The organism is Paenibacillus sp. BK720, from assembly GCF_011761545.1.
GTDB lineage: Bacteria > Bacillota > Bacilli > Paenibacillales > Paenibacillaceae > Pristimantibacillus.
Genome location: NZ_JAASRQ010000001.1, coordinates 343,484 through 358,132 on the forward strand (window position 1 = coordinate 343,484; position 14,649 = coordinate 358,132).

Below are 14,649 nucleotides of genomic sequence, written 5' to 3' on the forward strand. Positions count from 1 at the left end.
GCGCTCGGCGCCCGATACGTCAGGTTCTGAGCAAGGAAATGAAGAATGGAGAGCCTTTTATAAGGCAATCCGAGCCCACATTGAGGGTATGCGTAAGTAATAAGTAATTTAATATTACACAGCTTGTCGGTAATAGTAACCCGAGGAGCTGTGTTTTTTTATCCCTGTTTCGAAAAATAATAGAATTGTATCCCTCATCCTGCTTTTTTTCGACCTCCCGAGCAAGGAATTATCGAATCTATAATTAAGGTGCAAGGCAAACAAGCAAGATCATATCGAGGAGGTCTTTATAAATGAAAAAAAGTACTTTGCTCACCGCCACGTTGCTTGCAGCATTCACCATGGTCGCTTCAGCCTGCGGATCGGACAATAATAGCGGCGGCAATAACGCTCCTGCAAGCACAGAAGCTTCGCAAGAGCCGGCAGCTACAACGGAAGCAACCCCTACTCCGGAAGCGAAAAACGTAACGTTGTCCCTGCGCCATACGCAAATTAAAGAAACGAGCAAAAACCGCCTCAAAATTCTCGAGGATGTTGTGAAGAAAACGCAGGATGAGAATCCTGGCCTGACCTTCAAGCTGGAGGGCATCGACGAGGTTGTCAACCGCGACCAGAAGCTGAAGGCGGAGATGACGGCAGGCAATCCGCCCGATATCTTCGAAGTATTCGGCGGCGCCGACCTGAACCTGTATGTAAAAGCAGGCCGCATGCTCGACCTGACGCCAATCATTGAAGAGCTTGGCATTAAAGATAAATTCGCCAGCCTTGACGAGTTCACGGTTGACGGTAAAGTATACGGCTTGCCGTTCGGCGGCTATTCGGAAGGCATTTTCTACAACAAGAAAATCTTCTCCGATCTGGGTCTATCCGTTCCTACGACTTGGGATCAACTGCTCGAAACAGCTGACAAAATCAAAGCAGCAGGCATCACGCCGCTTGGTCTGGCAGCAAAAGACGGCTGGGTTAACGGCATGCTCTGGAACACCGTTATGGAGCGCAACGTAGGGATCGACGCGATCAACAAGCTGGTAACCGGCGAAACCAAATGGACAGACGAAGGCTTCATCAAAGGCTTCTCGGACTACGCGGATCTTGTAAACCGCGATTACTTCACGAAGGGCGCACTCGGTCTCGCTTATGCCGATCAAGGCGCGCAATTGCTCTCCGGCAAAGCAGCCATGGTATTCACGGGCACGTGGGATGCCAGCCGCTTCACTGGCGACGAGGCTGGAGACCTGAAAGGTCAAATCGGCTACTTCAACTTCCCGTCCATCGCAGGCGGCGCAGGCGACCAAACGTCGATCAACGCTTCGTATTCGAACGGCTTCGGCTTCTCGGCTAACCTGAACGAAGATCAAGTGGCCATGGTTAAGAAATTTATCGCTAACTTCTACAGCGAAGAAATCCAAAAACGCACGCTGCTCGAAGACAAGGTCCTTCCTTCGATGAAGCTGTCCGACCTGTCCGGCGTGGATCCGCTGATCTCCGAAGTGCTGACGGTTATGGCTAATGCTTCGACTTCCTGGAAAGCTTATGACGCTATCGTTCAACCTGCCGTAGGCGCTGTCGTAAACGTAGGCCTGCAGGAGCTGATCGGCAAGGTGAGCAAGCCTGAGAAGGTTGCTAAGGATATTCAGGCCGCACAAGATAAGGCGAATGCTGCGAAGTAAGGCCGCTCCGCGAAAGAATCATTCTTCCAATCGCCATTGCCACCGAATTTCTTCATTATAATCCGCATAGCGGATGAAATTCGGATGACAAAAGCGAACGCTACGCTTCTCCAGAATGATACTTCCGCTCCGCTAGTGCGGGTCCTTTACAACTTCACAGGCAAGGGAAATAAGAAGGGAAAAGCTAAGGTTTTCTGCGAACCTTAGCTTTTTTACCAGAAACCCACCTCTCATCGGGGTCGCTCATCTTCGAATGGCTTCGATAGTGGTTTTTTCAAAGGAAGCAGGAGGCGAAGTTATGAACAAGGCTCTCAGAAATCCGTATACTTATATCGCGTTCATTCTACCAACGCTTGTATTGTACGCTTTGTTTTTTGTGTATCCGGTTATCGTATCGTTTGTTTACGGATTTTTTCAATGGGATGGCATAACGCAAAAGGTGTTTATCGGCCTGGACAATTTCACCCGGCTGTGGAAAGACCATGTTTTCCTGAAATCGCTTGTTAACAATTTCTACTTTATGGCGTTCTCCCTGATCGTGAATATTCCGCTCGTCTTCCTTATCTCGATTCTGATCAGTAAGGTTGGCCGTATGCGTGACTTTTACAAGTCGGCCGTGTTTGTTCCCGTCGTCATCTCGACGGCAACGGTCGCTATATTGTTTGGCGTGTTGTACAACTACGATTCGGGTCTAATCAACCAGTTCATCCGTCTTGTCGCTCCGGACAGCTGGGCGCGCGAATGGCTGTCGGATCCCAAGCTTGCCATGCTCTCCATCTTGCTTGCTAACGCTTGGCAGAATATCGGCTTCTTCATCGTTCTATGTCTGGCCGCTATCTTGAACATTCCGAAGGAAATCGTGGAAGCCTCGAAGATCGACGGCATAAACGGCTGGAACGAGACTTGGCTCATTACGCTTCCGCTGATCCGTCCCGTGTTGTTCGTTATGCTGCTGCTTACGGTATCCGGCACGATGAAGGTGCTTGATATCGTTCAAATTATGACGAACGGCGGTCCGTTCCAGTCGACCGAGGTTATGTCCACGTACATGCTGAAGGTTGGCTTCCGTTCGATGGAGCTTGGTTACGGCAGCGCGATTGGCGTTACGATGTTTATTCTGATTCTCGTGCTTACGGGCATCCTGCAAAAACTGACGAAGCATGAGGAGGTGCAGTACTAATGAATGCAGCGATTACGGGCCTGCGCAGAGGGAAGTTCTGGATTCACTTTTCCTTGATCGTGTACATTATCGCAACGCTATTCCCGCTTTTATGGCTGCTCCTGTCTTCCTTCAAGACGAGCCGCGAGATTACGGTTAATACCTGGGCCTTCCCGAAGCATTTCAACTTTGACAACTACCGGCAAGCCTGGGAGACGGCCAAAATCGGACTTTACGCCTTAAACAGCGTGAAAGTTACGGTCATCGCTTGTCTTGTAACGCTGCTCTTTGCGGCAATGACATCCTTTGCTTTGTCCCGCATGAAATATTCCCGGATGAATAAAACGGTGTACCAGTTTATCCTGTTCGGATTGCTTGTCCCGCCGGGGGCGCTGTTCATTCCGCTGTACCGTTTGATCCAGCAAATGAGCCTAGGCGGCATCCATTTATACAATTCGCATTTTGGCCTTATTTTGGTATACTGCACATATGCATTGCCTATTACCGTATTTATTATTTATGCATTTATGTTATCTATTCCCAGCGAGCTGGAAGAGGCGGGAATTATGGACGGGCTTACGGCCGGCGGCTTGTTCGTCAAGGTTGTATTGCCAATCTCCCTGCCGGCGCTCGTTACGGTAACGATTCTTAATTTTATCGGCAACTGGAATGAATACATTTTATCCCAATTATTTATAACATCCGAATCGCTTCGCACGCTTCCGACGGGTATGGCCAGCTTTAATGACGGCTACCGCACGAATTTTGCCGCTTTATCCGCTGCCGTTATTATGAGCATTATTCCGGTGCTTGTCGTGTACTTCTTCTTGCAGAAGCAGATTATCGAAGGCATGACGGCGGGGAGCGTGAAGGGCTGAGGATGACCGAACCGGAAGGGGCCCGCTAGATGAACTTGAGACCGAAACTGATGCTTGCTTTTATTTTTCTGGTTGTGGTTCCGATGATTGGGCTTGGCATCGTGTCTTTTCTCAATACGGAAACCGTGCTGGAGAAAAAATACAGCGAGCAGACCGAGATCTCTCTCAAGGCTGTCGGAGGGAATATCAAGTACTTCTTCAAGGAGCTTGATCAGCTCTCCGACGGAAATTTAACGAGCTCCGAGGTGCAGGACACGCTGAATTACACGAAATATTACTCCAGCGATGATGCCAGCACCCTGATTGCGATTAACCAATCCGAGAAGGAAATGAAACGGATTCTGTTCCAGCATCCGGCTGTCAGCTTTGTTGTGCTGTATGCGATGGATGGCACGATGTTTCGCGCCTTCCGCAATGACCCGACAACGTTCCGGCCGATTGCCTTCGAGGCGTTAAAGGACCAGCCCCTATATAATGAGACGATTAAATTGGGAGGCCGTCCGAAATGGATTGGCCCATACGAGCATCAAGAGCTGACGGGGGTGGAGCCGCCGCTGTTTACCCAGCTCAGACTTGTCAAGGATTACGAAACGCTTGCGGATCTTGGCCTTATGATTACGCAATACAAGACTGAAGAGGTCTACACGATGCTGAATACCTTCCTTAATCCGGAGGCGGAGGGCCCGAATTCCAGGTACGTCATCGTAAATTCCGAAGGACTGGTGATGCTGGACAGCAGCAAGCATTTCGAAGGGACCAACATATCGGAATATTCCAGCGCTTTACCGCAAAACACGGCCGATTATTCCAGCGCGAGACTGCGTTTTAACGGGGAGGACAGCCTAGTCTCTTCCTATAATCTCGGCTTTAACGGCTGGGTGCTCGTATCCGTCAAATCATGGGATATGTTGACGAACGAGAACGAGCGTTTCGTTCAATGGATCGGGATGATTACGATCCTATGCCTTCTGTCGGCCATTCTGTTTAATATCTTTTTTGTGAACCGGGTCGCGAAGAGCATCATTAAGGTCGTTCGCAAAATGCGTCTCGTTGAGCAAGGCCTCCTCGATATCCGCGTTAACGCGCAGGGCAAGGACGAGACGGTGCTGCTCGCCAACAGCTTCAACAGCATGGTGCAGCGGATTGGCGATCTGCTCACGGAGGTGCGAACGGAGCAAGAGCGCAAGCAGCATGCCGAGATGATGCTGATGCAGGCGCAGATCAAGCCGCATTTCCTGTTTAATACGCTGGAGTCCATTAATGCGCTCGCCGCCCAGAACGAAGGCGGGAAGATTATGATGATGGTGCGGCGGCTCAGCAACCTGCTGCGCACAAGCATGCATCATAGCGAAGAGATTTTCCTCAGCCAGGAAATCGAGCATGTACGCAGTTACCTGGAAATCCAGAAGTACAGGTTCGAGGATTTATTTACTTACGAATTAAACGTATCGGAAGAAGCGTTTGACTATTCGATTCTTAAGCTGACGCTTCAGCCGCTTGTTGAGAATAGCATTCAGCATGGCTTTGAGGGATTGGAAGACGGGGCCGGAATCATCACGATTGAGGTCGCCGTGGAAGCCCATCAGATTGTCATTACGGTCAGCGATAACGGACATGGCATGAATGAGCAGACGCTCAGAAAGTTTTCCGAGCGGGAGCAGCAGCAGCCAAGCGGGAAACGGCGCAATGCCGCAGAGCTTGGAGAACGGCGGGGACTAGGGCTCCGCAATGTGGCGGATCGCCTTCGCATTCATTATGGTCCATCTTACGGATTAAGGATTTGCAGCGCGGAAGGATATGGCACGGTTATACGCTGCACCATTCCGAAAAACAGAGGTGAACGATTATGAACGGCAAAGTATTGCTCGTAGACGATGAACCGCACATTACCCGCAATCTCGAGAAGGTTATTCCTTGGGAAATGCTTGGTTTGACCGTTGGCGGAACGGCGAAAAACGGGATGGAGGCTCTTGAACTCCTGGAATCGGAGTCGTTCGACCTCGTGTTATGCGATATTCGGATGCCGGTTATGGACGGGCTGGAGCTTGTTAGGCATATTCGGGAAAAAGGGACGGAAAGCGACATTATTATGCTGTCCGGCTATCAGGATTTCGCCTATACCCGGGCGGCTATTCAATACGGCGTAAAGGATTATGTCTTAAAGCCTATTCCTTATGACGAATTAACGGGAGTTATTGCCCGGGTAATGGCTAATCAGCGCCAGAAGAAGAAGCAGCAAAGCGAGGAGCAGCAAAAGATTGGCCGTATGATCGATCTAGCGAGCGAGAAGGTTTTGTATGATATTTTGATGGATTACACCGAAGTAACAAGCGGCAATTGGCTGTTTAACGGGGAAGAGCAGGAGCTGGATAAGAAGTATGTGCTGATCGTGCTTGATCTCGACGTCAGCTCGGAGCGGACGAAGGATTGGCGGGAATGGTCGGACAAGGAGCGGAAGCTGTGGAACTTCGCGGTGTGCAATGTCCTGCGGGAGAGGCTTCAGCAGAACGGTCTTCATCATGCGGTTATCCAAATCCGCGACGGCGAATGGTGCGTGCTTATCGAATGCGAGAAGACGCTACCCTATAATTTGAAGCAGATTACGCTCTGGACGGAGCTGCTGCTCACGGCGGTGAAAAATCACGTCAAGTTATCGCTCTATGCCGGTATTTACCGGGATTATGCGGATATCAAGGCATTGTCGCAGGCTTATAAAATGGTACAGCAGGGCATGCAGCTTACGCCGGTACAAGAACAGATTTGCGTCTACCCGAACGATTGTGCAGGTGCTTCGAGAGAGGACCAGGCTTTCTGGGATACTTCCGAGAAGCTCATAGGGGCAGTCAAACGCGGCGATACGTCGGTTGTTGACGAGGAGCTCAAGCATCTGACCGCCCAGCTGCAGATGATGAACGAAACCTCGCTTGGCCGTTTTAAGCCGATGCTTCACTTCTTTGTGCTCAACCTGATGCGCGAGACGAAGGAAATGGGAATCTTTTCGCGCGAGCAGGAGGATCTATTATGGCTGAAGCTGGACCGGAGGTTTGGCATTAAGGATCTGCTGTCGGTCATCCTGCAGGTGACCAAGGCCGTTGCCGAGAAATCGACGGACAAGAAAAAACAGTCCGAACGCTCGATGGCGGAAGCCAAGGCGTTTCTCGGCCGCAATCTGTACCGGGATTTGAGCGTAGAGGAAGCGGCGACTCATGTCGGTTTAAGCACTTCTTATTTCAGCCTGCTATTCAAACAAACCTATAACGAAACCTTTATTGAATACGTAACCCGAGAACGGATGGAGAAGGCGAAGTCGCTTCTCGCCGATACGATGAAGAGTATCGCGCAGATCGCCAAGGAAGTGGGTTATGCGGAGCGGCGGTATTTTACGAAGGTCTTTATGAAATATACCGGGGAGAACCCGACGGATTACCGGAGCAGGCATCAGCAGGTTCAGGAGGAGCGGGAAAGCTAGTTTAGCGGGGAAAGAGGGGACGGTAATGGGAGAGTATAATTGGAATGGCTGGTCGCTGCGGGAGAAGGTCGGACAGCTGTTTGTATTCGGATTTCACGGCTATGAACCTACGGAAGAGATTACTTCGTTAATTGAAAAGTATGGCATCGGCGGAACGATCTACTTCGGACGTAATGTGCGCAATGCGAAGCAGGTTCATCAGCTATCCAGCTCGCTGAAGGGCATTGCCGATCGCGCGGGCAGGCCGAACATGCTTGTGGCGATTGATCAGGAAGGCGGCATGGTGGCGCGTATTGTGGAAGGCGTGACGCTGATGCCCGGCAATATGGCGCTTGGAGCAACGGGTTCGGCTGAGGGAGCAGGCGAGACTGCCCGCATATGCGGCGAAGAGCTTCGCTTGTTAGGCGTTACGATGAACTATGCGCCATGTCTCGACGTTAATAACAATCCGGATAATCCGGTTATTAATGTCCGTTCTTACGGAGACCGGGCGCAAATCGTAAGCGAGCTGGGGAAAGCTGCCCTGCTTGGTTATCAGGCATCGAAGGTAGCGGCAACGGTAAAGCATTTTCCGGGCCATGGCGATACCTCGGTAGACTCCCATCATGATTTGCCCGTGCTGCCTCATAGCCGGGAGCGGCTGGATGCGATTGAGCTTGCGCCGTTTCGCGCGGCAATCGCGGCGGGCACCGCGGCTATTATGACGGCGCATGTCTGCCTGCCGGCTCTCGATCCGTCAGGGAAGCCTTCGACTTTGTCTCAGCCGGTACTAACCGGGTTACTGCGTGGGGAGCTTGGCTACAATGGGGTTATCGTCACCGATTGCCTCGAGATGGATGCCATCGACAAATTTTACGGTCCGGCGAATGGCGCGGTCCAGGCGATCCAAGCCGGAGCGGACATGGTTCTCGTCAGCCATACGCATGAAAAGCAGGTAGCTGCGCTTGAGGCCGTGGTGGCTGCGGTTGAGAGCGGCGAGCTATCCGAGGAGCGGATTAACGAATCGCTCGCGAGAGTAATGCGGCTGAAACAAGACTATGAGATCGACGCACCCCTCTTGGCATGGAACGATGTTGAGCCGAAGCTTGCGACTTCCGCAAGCCAAGCGGCAGCCCGGAAGTGGAGCGAAGCCTCTGCAACCCTGGTGAAGAATGAAGGCTCGTTGCTTCCGCTTCGCAGGGAAGGCCGTACGCTTGTGCTGTGGCCGGACATCAAGCCGGTATCGGTTGCCGATGAGATGTTATCCGGAGACGGTACGCTTGGGGACTATCTGAAGGGCCGCCTTGATCAAGTCGAGGAGCGTTCCATGAGCGGATCCGATCCGCTTTCCGGTCTGGATGCGTTCGAACAGATTGTCGTTGTAACCTATGATGCGACCAAACATAAGGTTGAGCGCGAGATCGCCGGGCAGGTCATTAAGCTGGCAGCCGACCGCACCGTTGCGGTTTCCGTCCGCAACCCGCTTGATCTGAAGGTATATCCGGATGCTAAGGCTTATCTGGCCGTGTACGAATGCCGTCCGCTTGCCCTTGAATCGGCAGCTAAAGTACTGACCGGCGAGCTGAAGCCTACCGGCGCGCTGCCGCTTGAGCTATCCGCGCAATACCCGTTTGGCTGGAATATACCGCTGTAAAATGGAACCGCCCCTGAATCTCGTCGCGGCAGACGATCAGGGGCGTTTTTTATGCCGTCTGAGACGGCTTTTTCGTGTTTTTTGTTATGAAGTAATAAGACGATGTTTTGGGTATCCTAAAAACCGAATTCCGCACGAATGAGATGCACTGATTTAAACCTTGAGCGTGTGTTTTCAACGGGTATGCAGTTTTTCGATTCGAATATTGAATGGAGGATCATCGATGAAAATACTGGTCATTGTCACTCATCCCAATATGGAGAACTCGCGCGTAAATAAGGCATGGCGTGATGAATTGCAAAAACAAAAAGACATTACAGTCCATGAACTGTACGCAACCTACCCCGATGGGAAAATAGATGTTGCAAATGAACAAAAACTGATCGAATCCCACGACAGAATCATATTGCAATATCCATTTTACTGGTACAACATGCCTCCGCTTTTAAAAAAGTGGATGGATGACGTATTGCAATACGGTTGGGCATACGGACCGGATGGCAGTAAAACAGCCGGGAAAGAATTCGGAGTGGCAATCTCGACCTATGGTACCGAAGAGTCCTACCAAGCCAGCGGGTTTAATCGGTTTACGCTTCAAGAGCTATTGCGCCCGGTTGAAGCTTCGGCTCGTTTTATCAGCGCGGAATACCTGCCTCATTTTTCATTAAACGACACCTCGAATCTTACGGATGAACGACTTGCTCAGAGCAAGACCGATTATATTCAACATATTCGAAGCGTAAAGCCTTTAATGGTCCACAGCTAAAAAATGCGCAAACAACCCTTCACTTGTCATGAAGGGTTGTTTAACGTTTCCTTCAACCCTTTATCCCTATGAGGAAAACTCCGTCAAAGAGTGACTACAGAAAGCATTGGAAACGATATAGTGCCGGTAAGCTAGTGATTCAAACTCCGTTCTAGAGGTTATTTGTTTAGAAAAGAAGCAGCATTCAACGTATCATTCCTTATTCGTTTTGCATGATGCGAATGAAAAGAACCAAGCGTGTCGTTTCATTCTTTTGATACCGCCTAAAGCTAGGCCTTGTTGAACACTTGCTCCTTTTTGTCGGTCCATGGAGCAAGTGTTTTATTTTGTTTGGAATACGTTATTAATCATATGGGGGGATTTTCGATGAACAAACAATCATTGGATTTTATTAAACAAACACTAGAAGGGTTAAAGGAAAGGACAGCTTCCGTACTGGAGGAGGGACTCATTGAACACGTTATTTTGATGCTGGACAGGAAGTACCCGGCGCATCTCCTAGAGGAAGCCGGTTTTAAAAACCGAAATTAGACGAATTCATTTATCGAAAAAGGAGGGCTTGGAATGTCTTCTAAAAAAACATTATACGTTTCCGTATCCAACAAAAGTCTTGATGCGGAAGCTTCCATGAATGAACAGCTTGAGATCCGGGGGACAGCGGAGGAGCTCGAAGAGCTGCGTCGAATGCTTGAGCGACTAAAGAAGGACGATGAAGCGACCCAATTCAGAGCTCCGATTCCGTATAAATCCGCCGATCACGATAAAGCAACGGATCAGTTTAACGGTGATCTGCTCAAGCTCTATCAAGCAATCTACAAATTGGGAACGGACGAGACGAAGGCTCATATTCATGATAGGAACATACTTAATAAGCTGCAAAATACCGATTACGAATATCCCGGCTACGAGCGTTAACAAAGACCGAAAGAAGCCTTCCGTCTCGACGGGAGGCTTGTTAGCTTATACGGTATAGAGCTATTTTAGTTATTTGAGTACGATAGGTTTTAAAGGTACCCAAACCAAATCATGGAGTCTGTTCTGCACGATTGAAACATAGGTAACGGCTGATTTCGGCAGTTCATGGTAAATGATCTGATATTTAATTGTTTGATTAGCCGGAACCGAATCTGGTCCCACGATCTCAAACCTCTGATTATTAAAAGCAAATTCTTCCGTTGCGTCCTCTAATTCTATATACACATTCGGTTTGAAATTAAATTCCTTTTCGGATTTGTTCAACACGCTAATCGTTAAAACAGCAGCAGCTTGGCCTTCGACGGTTTCTTTGTTTACCGAGTCAACGATAAATTCGATGCCTTTATGAAATAATTGAGGTTTTCCGAATCCGCTGTAAAAGGTAACCTGTACGTCATGGTAGGGAACCGGATTAGGATCCTCGACAGCTGGTTCAGGGATTCGTTCAACAGAAATATCTTTCTTGTTATTATCAGAAAAAAGAATCTGGGCATCGAATGCGGCCGCCACTTCCCTAAGCGGAACATACGTAGAATTGTTATATAGAATTGGCTTGCTGACAACCAATTTCCCATTTAACGCAACGGAAACATCCGGATCCAAATAAGCCTTAATTTCTTTCAGTTTGCCCGAGGCGCTTGCCGCGGTTGTAAACACGAATAAGGTTATAAAAAAGCTAATGATTAACTTCTTAGAGGCATTCAACTGCTTCACTCTTTTCTTATAATAGTAAAGGCTCGGTCGCGCGAATGGATGAAACGTCTTACAATAGTTCGATCATTCGCTTTACTTTCCTGCGTATCATCTCTATTCATGTAAAAATTTATTAAATAGAGAAATACAACGGCGGCCTGGCGAGAACATGGTCGCTTTCCAAATAACCAATTTTTTCCTTTGTTTAATCGCGGATCGAGGTGTATAATCCGTTCAGACATCGGAGTAAGAAGTGAGGAATTGGTTATGAACAACGGTTTGGTCAATGCCATTATTGCGTATATCATGTGGGGAATTCTCCCGCTATATTGGAAGCTGTTTAACGATGTGCCGGCAGGAGAGATTTTGTCGCATCGGGTTGTGTGGTCATTCGTCTTTATGGGGATTTTTGTAGCCGTCCAGCGCCGATGGGGCGATATGAAGCGGATTGCGGCTAGCCGCCCGCTCTTGCTGCAGCTCGCCGCCAGCGGACTACTGATCGCGGCGAATTGGCTCATCTTCATCTGGGCGGTTAACAACGGCCATGTCGTAGAGACAAGTCTCGGCTATTATTTGAATCCTTTGCTGAATGTGCTTCTGGCGGTTCTCTTCCTTCGCGAGAAGCCAAACCGTGGCCAATGGCTCGCTATTGCCATCGCGGGCGCCGCGGTGCTTATCATCGCCATCGATTACGGGCGGTTCCCTTGGGTCGCGATCTCGCTCGCCGCGTCTTTTGGCTTGTACGGCTTCGCGAAAAAGAAGATTGTACAGGACGCATCAGTAGGTCTGCTGTCGGAGACGGCTGTCGTCCTGCCCGTTGCGCTCGGCTACTGGGTCTACCTGGCCGCCGTGGGAAAGACGACGGCATGGACTCTGCCCGCATCCACGTTCGTCGAACTGCTTCTGTCAGGCGTCGTTACGGCGCTGCCTCTGCTGTTCTTTGCAAGGGCTGCCTCCCGGATGTCCTTGTCCTCACTTGGATTCGTGCAATACATTGGGCCGACGATCATGTTGTTTTTGAGCATATTCGTGTTCAAGGAGTCGGTCTCTCCAGTGCTGCTCGTCGGCTTCGCGCTCATCTGGACATCGCTCGTCGTATACGCCGTGTCATCCGTACGCAGCAGTAGACTTGCAAAGGCGGGTTGACCGCACAAGCGCTCAGGTACGCCAAAGGCCCTCTTCCTCCTTCTGGGTGGATAGGGCCTTTTTAATTTATAAAACCGGCTAGCCGCTCAATAATTCCCGCCGCTCTAATCTTTCCACCTCATCATCATGCAAAGCTGCTCTACGCTTTAGTAGCTCATAGGTCTCGCTCCACTCGTCAGGGTATCTTGTCCTCTGAATACGCTTATGCAACTCTCCCAGGGCTTGTTCTATTTCGTTTCTAAATTGTTTCCATACCCTCATCGCTTTGTAATAGTCACCGTTATTGCGAGTAGCATTCACTACGTCATAACAGAGTTTATCTTTTCTGGATATCTCCATGCTGATTTCATCCACTTTAAAAAGAATCTCTTTTTTGAGTTTGGCGTCATATTCCATTGTTGCGATCATTTCGGCCATAATAGAAATTATATTGGAATTACTTTGAGTTGAGAGGTTCATTCCTTTTGCGAGTTGGATCGTCATCCATTTTCCCTCCTAGCAACGGGATAGAATTAATAAGGCGCTGATTTCAGACTTATATCATACTATTCGTGAGGCAGGGCTTTTTTTAGTCACTACCGGGTCGTCCAACTCTCGATGTCGCAATCTTGTCGCAATCCCACAGTATCCTCGAGTAACTAAGTAAATAATTTTTCACTTCTTATTCCGAAAAACTTCTAATGCTATAATGAATTGAATTATATGTTATATCAAATGTTCCTATTCTCACTCAGAGGTGATAGTCATGGAATACCGTGTACTTGGACGTTCCGGATTGAAGGTAAGCGAGATTAGCTTGGGCTGCTGGGCGATTGGCGGTCCATCGTGGCGGGATGGCGAACCCGTAGGCTGGTCGGGCAATGATGATAACGAGTCTCTCGCGGGCTTGCGCAGGGCGCATGAGCTTGGCATTAACCATTTGGATACAGCCGATGTTTATGGAGACGGCCATTCGGAGCGGGTCATCGGACAGTTCCTGAAGGATGTTCCGCGCGACTCCGTCATTGTAGCCTCCAAGGTAGGATGGTTCAGAGGAACCGCTCCTAATGCCATGCAGCCGGTTCATATCCGCCACCAGCTGGAGCAGACGCTTACGAATCTCGGAACGGACCATGTAGATCTCTATTATTTCCATAATACGAACTTTGGCCCGGATGACCGTTATCTGGAGGAAGCGGCCGATACGATGCGCGAGCTTCAGAAGGAAGGCAAAGTCCGCGTGATTGGCCAATCGGCTTACAGCTATGCCGATTTTATGCGGGTATGTCCGGTAACACGTCCGGATGTGCTTCAGTTCCATTACAATGCCTTCGGCAATGAATTTGATCGGGAGAATACCAATCTGTTCCGCTGGGCGGAAGAGCAGAACCTAGGCATGGTCCTGTTCGGACCGCTTGCACAAGGCTTGCTGCTGGATAAATTCGATCCGGAGCACCCTCCAAAGTTTGGAGAAGGCGATATCCGTTCAACGAATCAATCCTATTCCAAGGAACGCTTGCACGAGATTCGCAGACAGCTTCAGCCTCTTAAAGAGCATTTTGGCGAAAGCACGCAGGATTTGGTTAGAGCAGCTATTCAATTTGCGCTGGCCCAATCTCCAAATGCATGCGTCATTCCCGGCTTCAAAAATATCCGCCAAGTGGAATCCAACGCGTTGGCAGCGGGCCAGCCCCTGACCGTGCAGGAAGTTGAGCTCATCCGGCAAGCCCTTGGCGGAAAATAAGAAACAAAATAAAGCTCCCTCTAGTGCCAGCATGAGCTGGATGCGAAGGAGCTTTGTTTTTTAGCCTGAGCGTTGTCTTAAATCCATTGCCTAGGGCCAATGGTATGGAAGAGAGATTTATGGTTTGGATCCAGCGCGTGAAGAATTCGGTTGCACGTAAAATCGCTGATAGGCCGCGGAAGATTGGCGGGATCGCAATAGCGGCATTCCAGTATTTCCGTAGAGCTTGGCACGGGATGCTGTTCGCCATGACTATCCGCCAAGAAGACAAAGTGGTGCATATCATACGCCGGATCGTAATAGATCCCCGTTAATGCGCCAATCCCGACCGTCAGCCCGGTTTCCTCGACCACTTCTCTAGCGGCTGTCTGCTGCGCCGATTCGTTTGCTTCCGATTTGCCTCCCGGCAGATCCCAATTGTTCTTGCCATAACTATGCTTGACCAGCAGCACCTTGCCTTCGGCATTCGTAATAATCGCTGCCGCGCCCATCAGCTTGTCCGACAAATCGATTCCTCCTTGGTAGTTAGGTAATGAA

The 14,649-nt window shown here is 49.7% G+C and carries 14 protein-coding genes; 11 read left to right on the forward strand and 3 right to left on the reverse strand.

Features of this window, described 5'->3' with window-relative positions; all coding sequences use genetic code 11:
- Window positions 1-293: 293 nt before the first annotated feature.
- The 9 genes from FHT67_RS01495 to FHT67_RS01535 all read left to right on the forward strand — a co-directional run bounded on the left by FHT67_RS01495 (window position 294) and on the right by FHT67_RS01535 (window position 10,490).
- Window positions 294-1,670 carry an extracellular solute-binding protein gene (locus FHT67_RS01495; protein ID WP_132303313.1) on the forward strand — a complete coding sequence of 459 codons (1,377 nt, stop codon included), beginning with the start codon at window positions 294-296 and terminating at the stop codon, window positions 1,668-1,670.
- A gap of 298 nt (window positions 1,671-1,968) precedes the next feature.
- On the forward strand, window positions 1,969-2,850 hold the full coding sequence (locus FHT67_RS01500) for a carbohydrate ABC transporter permease (protein WP_132303314.1): 882 nt from the start codon (window positions 1,969-1,971) through the stop codon (window positions 2,848-2,850).
- A complete protein-coding gene (locus tag FHT67_RS01505) occupies window positions 2,850-3,707 on the forward strand; it encodes a carbohydrate ABC transporter permease (protein ID WP_132303315.1) in 858 nt (285 codons plus the stop codon). The genes FHT67_RS01500 and FHT67_RS01505 overlap by 1 nt, the downstream gene beginning before the upstream one ends.
- Before the next feature lie 29 nt (window positions 3,708-3,736).
- Window positions 3,737-5,557 carry a cache domain-containing sensor histidine kinase gene (locus tag FHT67_RS01510; protein WP_167195016.1) on the forward strand — a complete coding sequence of 607 codons (1,821 nt, stop codon included), beginning with the start codon at window positions 3,737-3,739 and terminating at the stop codon, window positions 5,555-5,557.
- A complete protein-coding gene (locus FHT67_RS01515; RefSeq protein ID WP_132303317.1) occupies window positions 5,554-7,176 on the forward strand; it encodes a response regulator transcription factor in 1,623 nt (540 codons plus the stop codon). Before FHT67_RS01510 ends, FHT67_RS01515 begins: the two co-directional genes overlap by 4 nt.
- Before the next feature lie 25 nt (window positions 7,177-7,201).
- Window positions 7,202-8,809, forward strand: a complete 1,608-nt coding sequence (locus tag FHT67_RS01520) for a glycoside hydrolase family 3 protein (RefSeq protein ID WP_167195018.1) — start codon at window positions 7,202-7,204, stop codon at window positions 8,807-8,809.
- Between the two features lie 223 nt (window positions 8,810-9,032).
- The gene (locus FHT67_RS01525; RefSeq protein WP_132303319.1) at window positions 9,033-9,575 is read left to right on the forward strand and encodes an NAD(P)H-dependent oxidoreductase; all 543 of its coding nucleotides are present in this window, start codon (window positions 9,033-9,035) and stop codon (window positions 9,573-9,575) included.
- Between the two features lie 366 nt (window positions 9,576-9,941).
- Window positions 9,942-10,106 carry a hypothetical protein gene (locus FHT67_RS01530; protein WP_165930554.1) on the forward strand — a complete coding sequence of 55 codons (165 nt, stop codon included), beginning with the start codon at window positions 9,942-9,944 and terminating at the stop codon, window positions 10,104-10,106.
- Between the two features lie 33 nt (window positions 10,107-10,139).
- On the forward strand, window positions 10,140-10,490 hold the full coding sequence (locus tag FHT67_RS01535; RefSeq protein WP_167195021.1) for a hypothetical protein: 351 nt from the start codon (window positions 10,140-10,142) through the stop codon (window positions 10,488-10,490).
- Between the two features lie 69 nt (window positions 10,491-10,559).
- On the opposite strand, the gene FHT67_RS01540 is transcribed toward FHT67_RS01535, so the two are convergent.
- Window positions 10,560-11,255, reverse strand: coding sequence for a hypothetical protein (locus FHT67_RS01540; protein ID WP_167195024.1), 696 nt, complete (start codon window positions 11,253-11,255; stop codon window positions 10,560-10,562).
- A gap of 255 nt (window positions 11,256-11,510) precedes the next feature.
- Here FHT67_RS01540 and rarD point away from each other — a divergent pair, with 255 nt between their 5' ends.
- Window positions 11,511-12,389 (forward strand): EamA family transporter RarD, encoded by an 879-nt coding sequence (gene rarD, locus FHT67_RS01545; RefSeq protein ID WP_167195027.1) that lies wholly within the window; start codon window positions 11,511-11,513, stop codon window positions 12,387-12,389.
- A gap of 78 nt (window positions 12,390-12,467) precedes the next feature.
- On the opposite strand, the gene FHT67_RS01550 is transcribed toward rarD, so the two are convergent.
- Window positions 12,468-12,872, reverse strand: a complete 405-nt coding sequence (locus FHT67_RS01550) for a hypothetical protein (protein ID WP_167195030.1) — start codon at window positions 12,870-12,872, stop codon at window positions 12,468-12,470.
- 262 nt (window positions 12,873-13,134) lie between these two features.
- On the opposite strand from FHT67_RS01550, the gene FHT67_RS01555 reads away from it, so the two are divergent.
- Window positions 13,135-14,112, forward strand: coding sequence for an aldo/keto reductase (locus FHT67_RS01555; RefSeq protein ID WP_167195033.1), 978 nt, complete (start codon window positions 13,135-13,137; stop codon window positions 14,110-14,112).
- A gap of 77 nt (window positions 14,113-14,189) precedes the next feature.
- Here FHT67_RS01555 and FHT67_RS01560 read toward each other — a convergent pair whose 3' ends face one another.
- Window positions 14,190-14,618: an NUDIX hydrolase gene (locus FHT67_RS01560; RefSeq protein ID WP_167195036.1), complete on the reverse strand. Its 429-nt coding sequence runs from the start codon at window positions 14,616-14,618 to the stop codon at window positions 14,190-14,192.
- Window positions 14,619-14,649: the final 31 nt, after the last annotated feature.

Coding starts and splice junctions, on each gene's coding strand:
- FHT67_RS01495 (WP_132303313.1), top strand. CDS start 294: ATGAAAAAAAGTACTTTGCTCACCGCCACGTTGCTTGCAGCATTCACC.
- FHT67_RS01500 (WP_132303314.1), top strand. CDS start 1,969: ATGAACAAGGCTCTCAGAAATCCGTATACTTATATCGCGTTCATTCTA.
- FHT67_RS01505 (WP_132303315.1), top strand. CDS start 2,850: ATGAATGCAGCGATTACGGGCCTGCGCAGAGGGAAGTTCTGGATTCAC.
- FHT67_RS01510 (WP_167195016.1), top strand. CDS start 3,737: ATGAACTTGAGACCGAAACTGATGCTTGCTTTTATTTTTCTGGTTGTG.
- FHT67_RS01515 (WP_132303317.1), top strand. CDS start 5,554: ATGAACGGCAAAGTATTGCTCGTAGACGATGAACCGCACATTACCCGC.
- FHT67_RS01520 (WP_167195018.1), top strand. CDS start 7,202: ATGGGAGAGTATAATTGGAATGGCTGGTCGCTGCGGGAGAAGGTCGGA.
- FHT67_RS01525 (WP_132303319.1), top strand. CDS start 9,033: ATGAAAATACTGGTCATTGTCACTCATCCCAATATGGAGAACTCGCGC.
- FHT67_RS01530 (WP_165930554.1), top strand. CDS start 9,942: ATGAACAAACAATCATTGGATTTTATTAAACAAACACTAGAAGGGTTA.
- FHT67_RS01535 (WP_167195021.1), top strand. CDS start 10,140: ATGTCTTCTAAAAAAACATTATACGTTTCCGTATCCAACAAAAGTCTT.
- rarD (WP_167195027.1), top strand. CDS start 11,511: ATGAACAACGGTTTGGTCAATGCCATTATTGCGTATATCATGTGGGGA.
- FHT67_RS01550 (WP_167195030.1), bottom strand. CDS start 12,872: ATGACGATCCAACTCGCAAAAGGAATGAACCTCTCAACTCAAAGTAAT.
- FHT67_RS01555 (WP_167195033.1), top strand. CDS start 13,135: ATGGAATACCGTGTACTTGGACGTTCCGGATTGAAGGTAAGCGAGATT.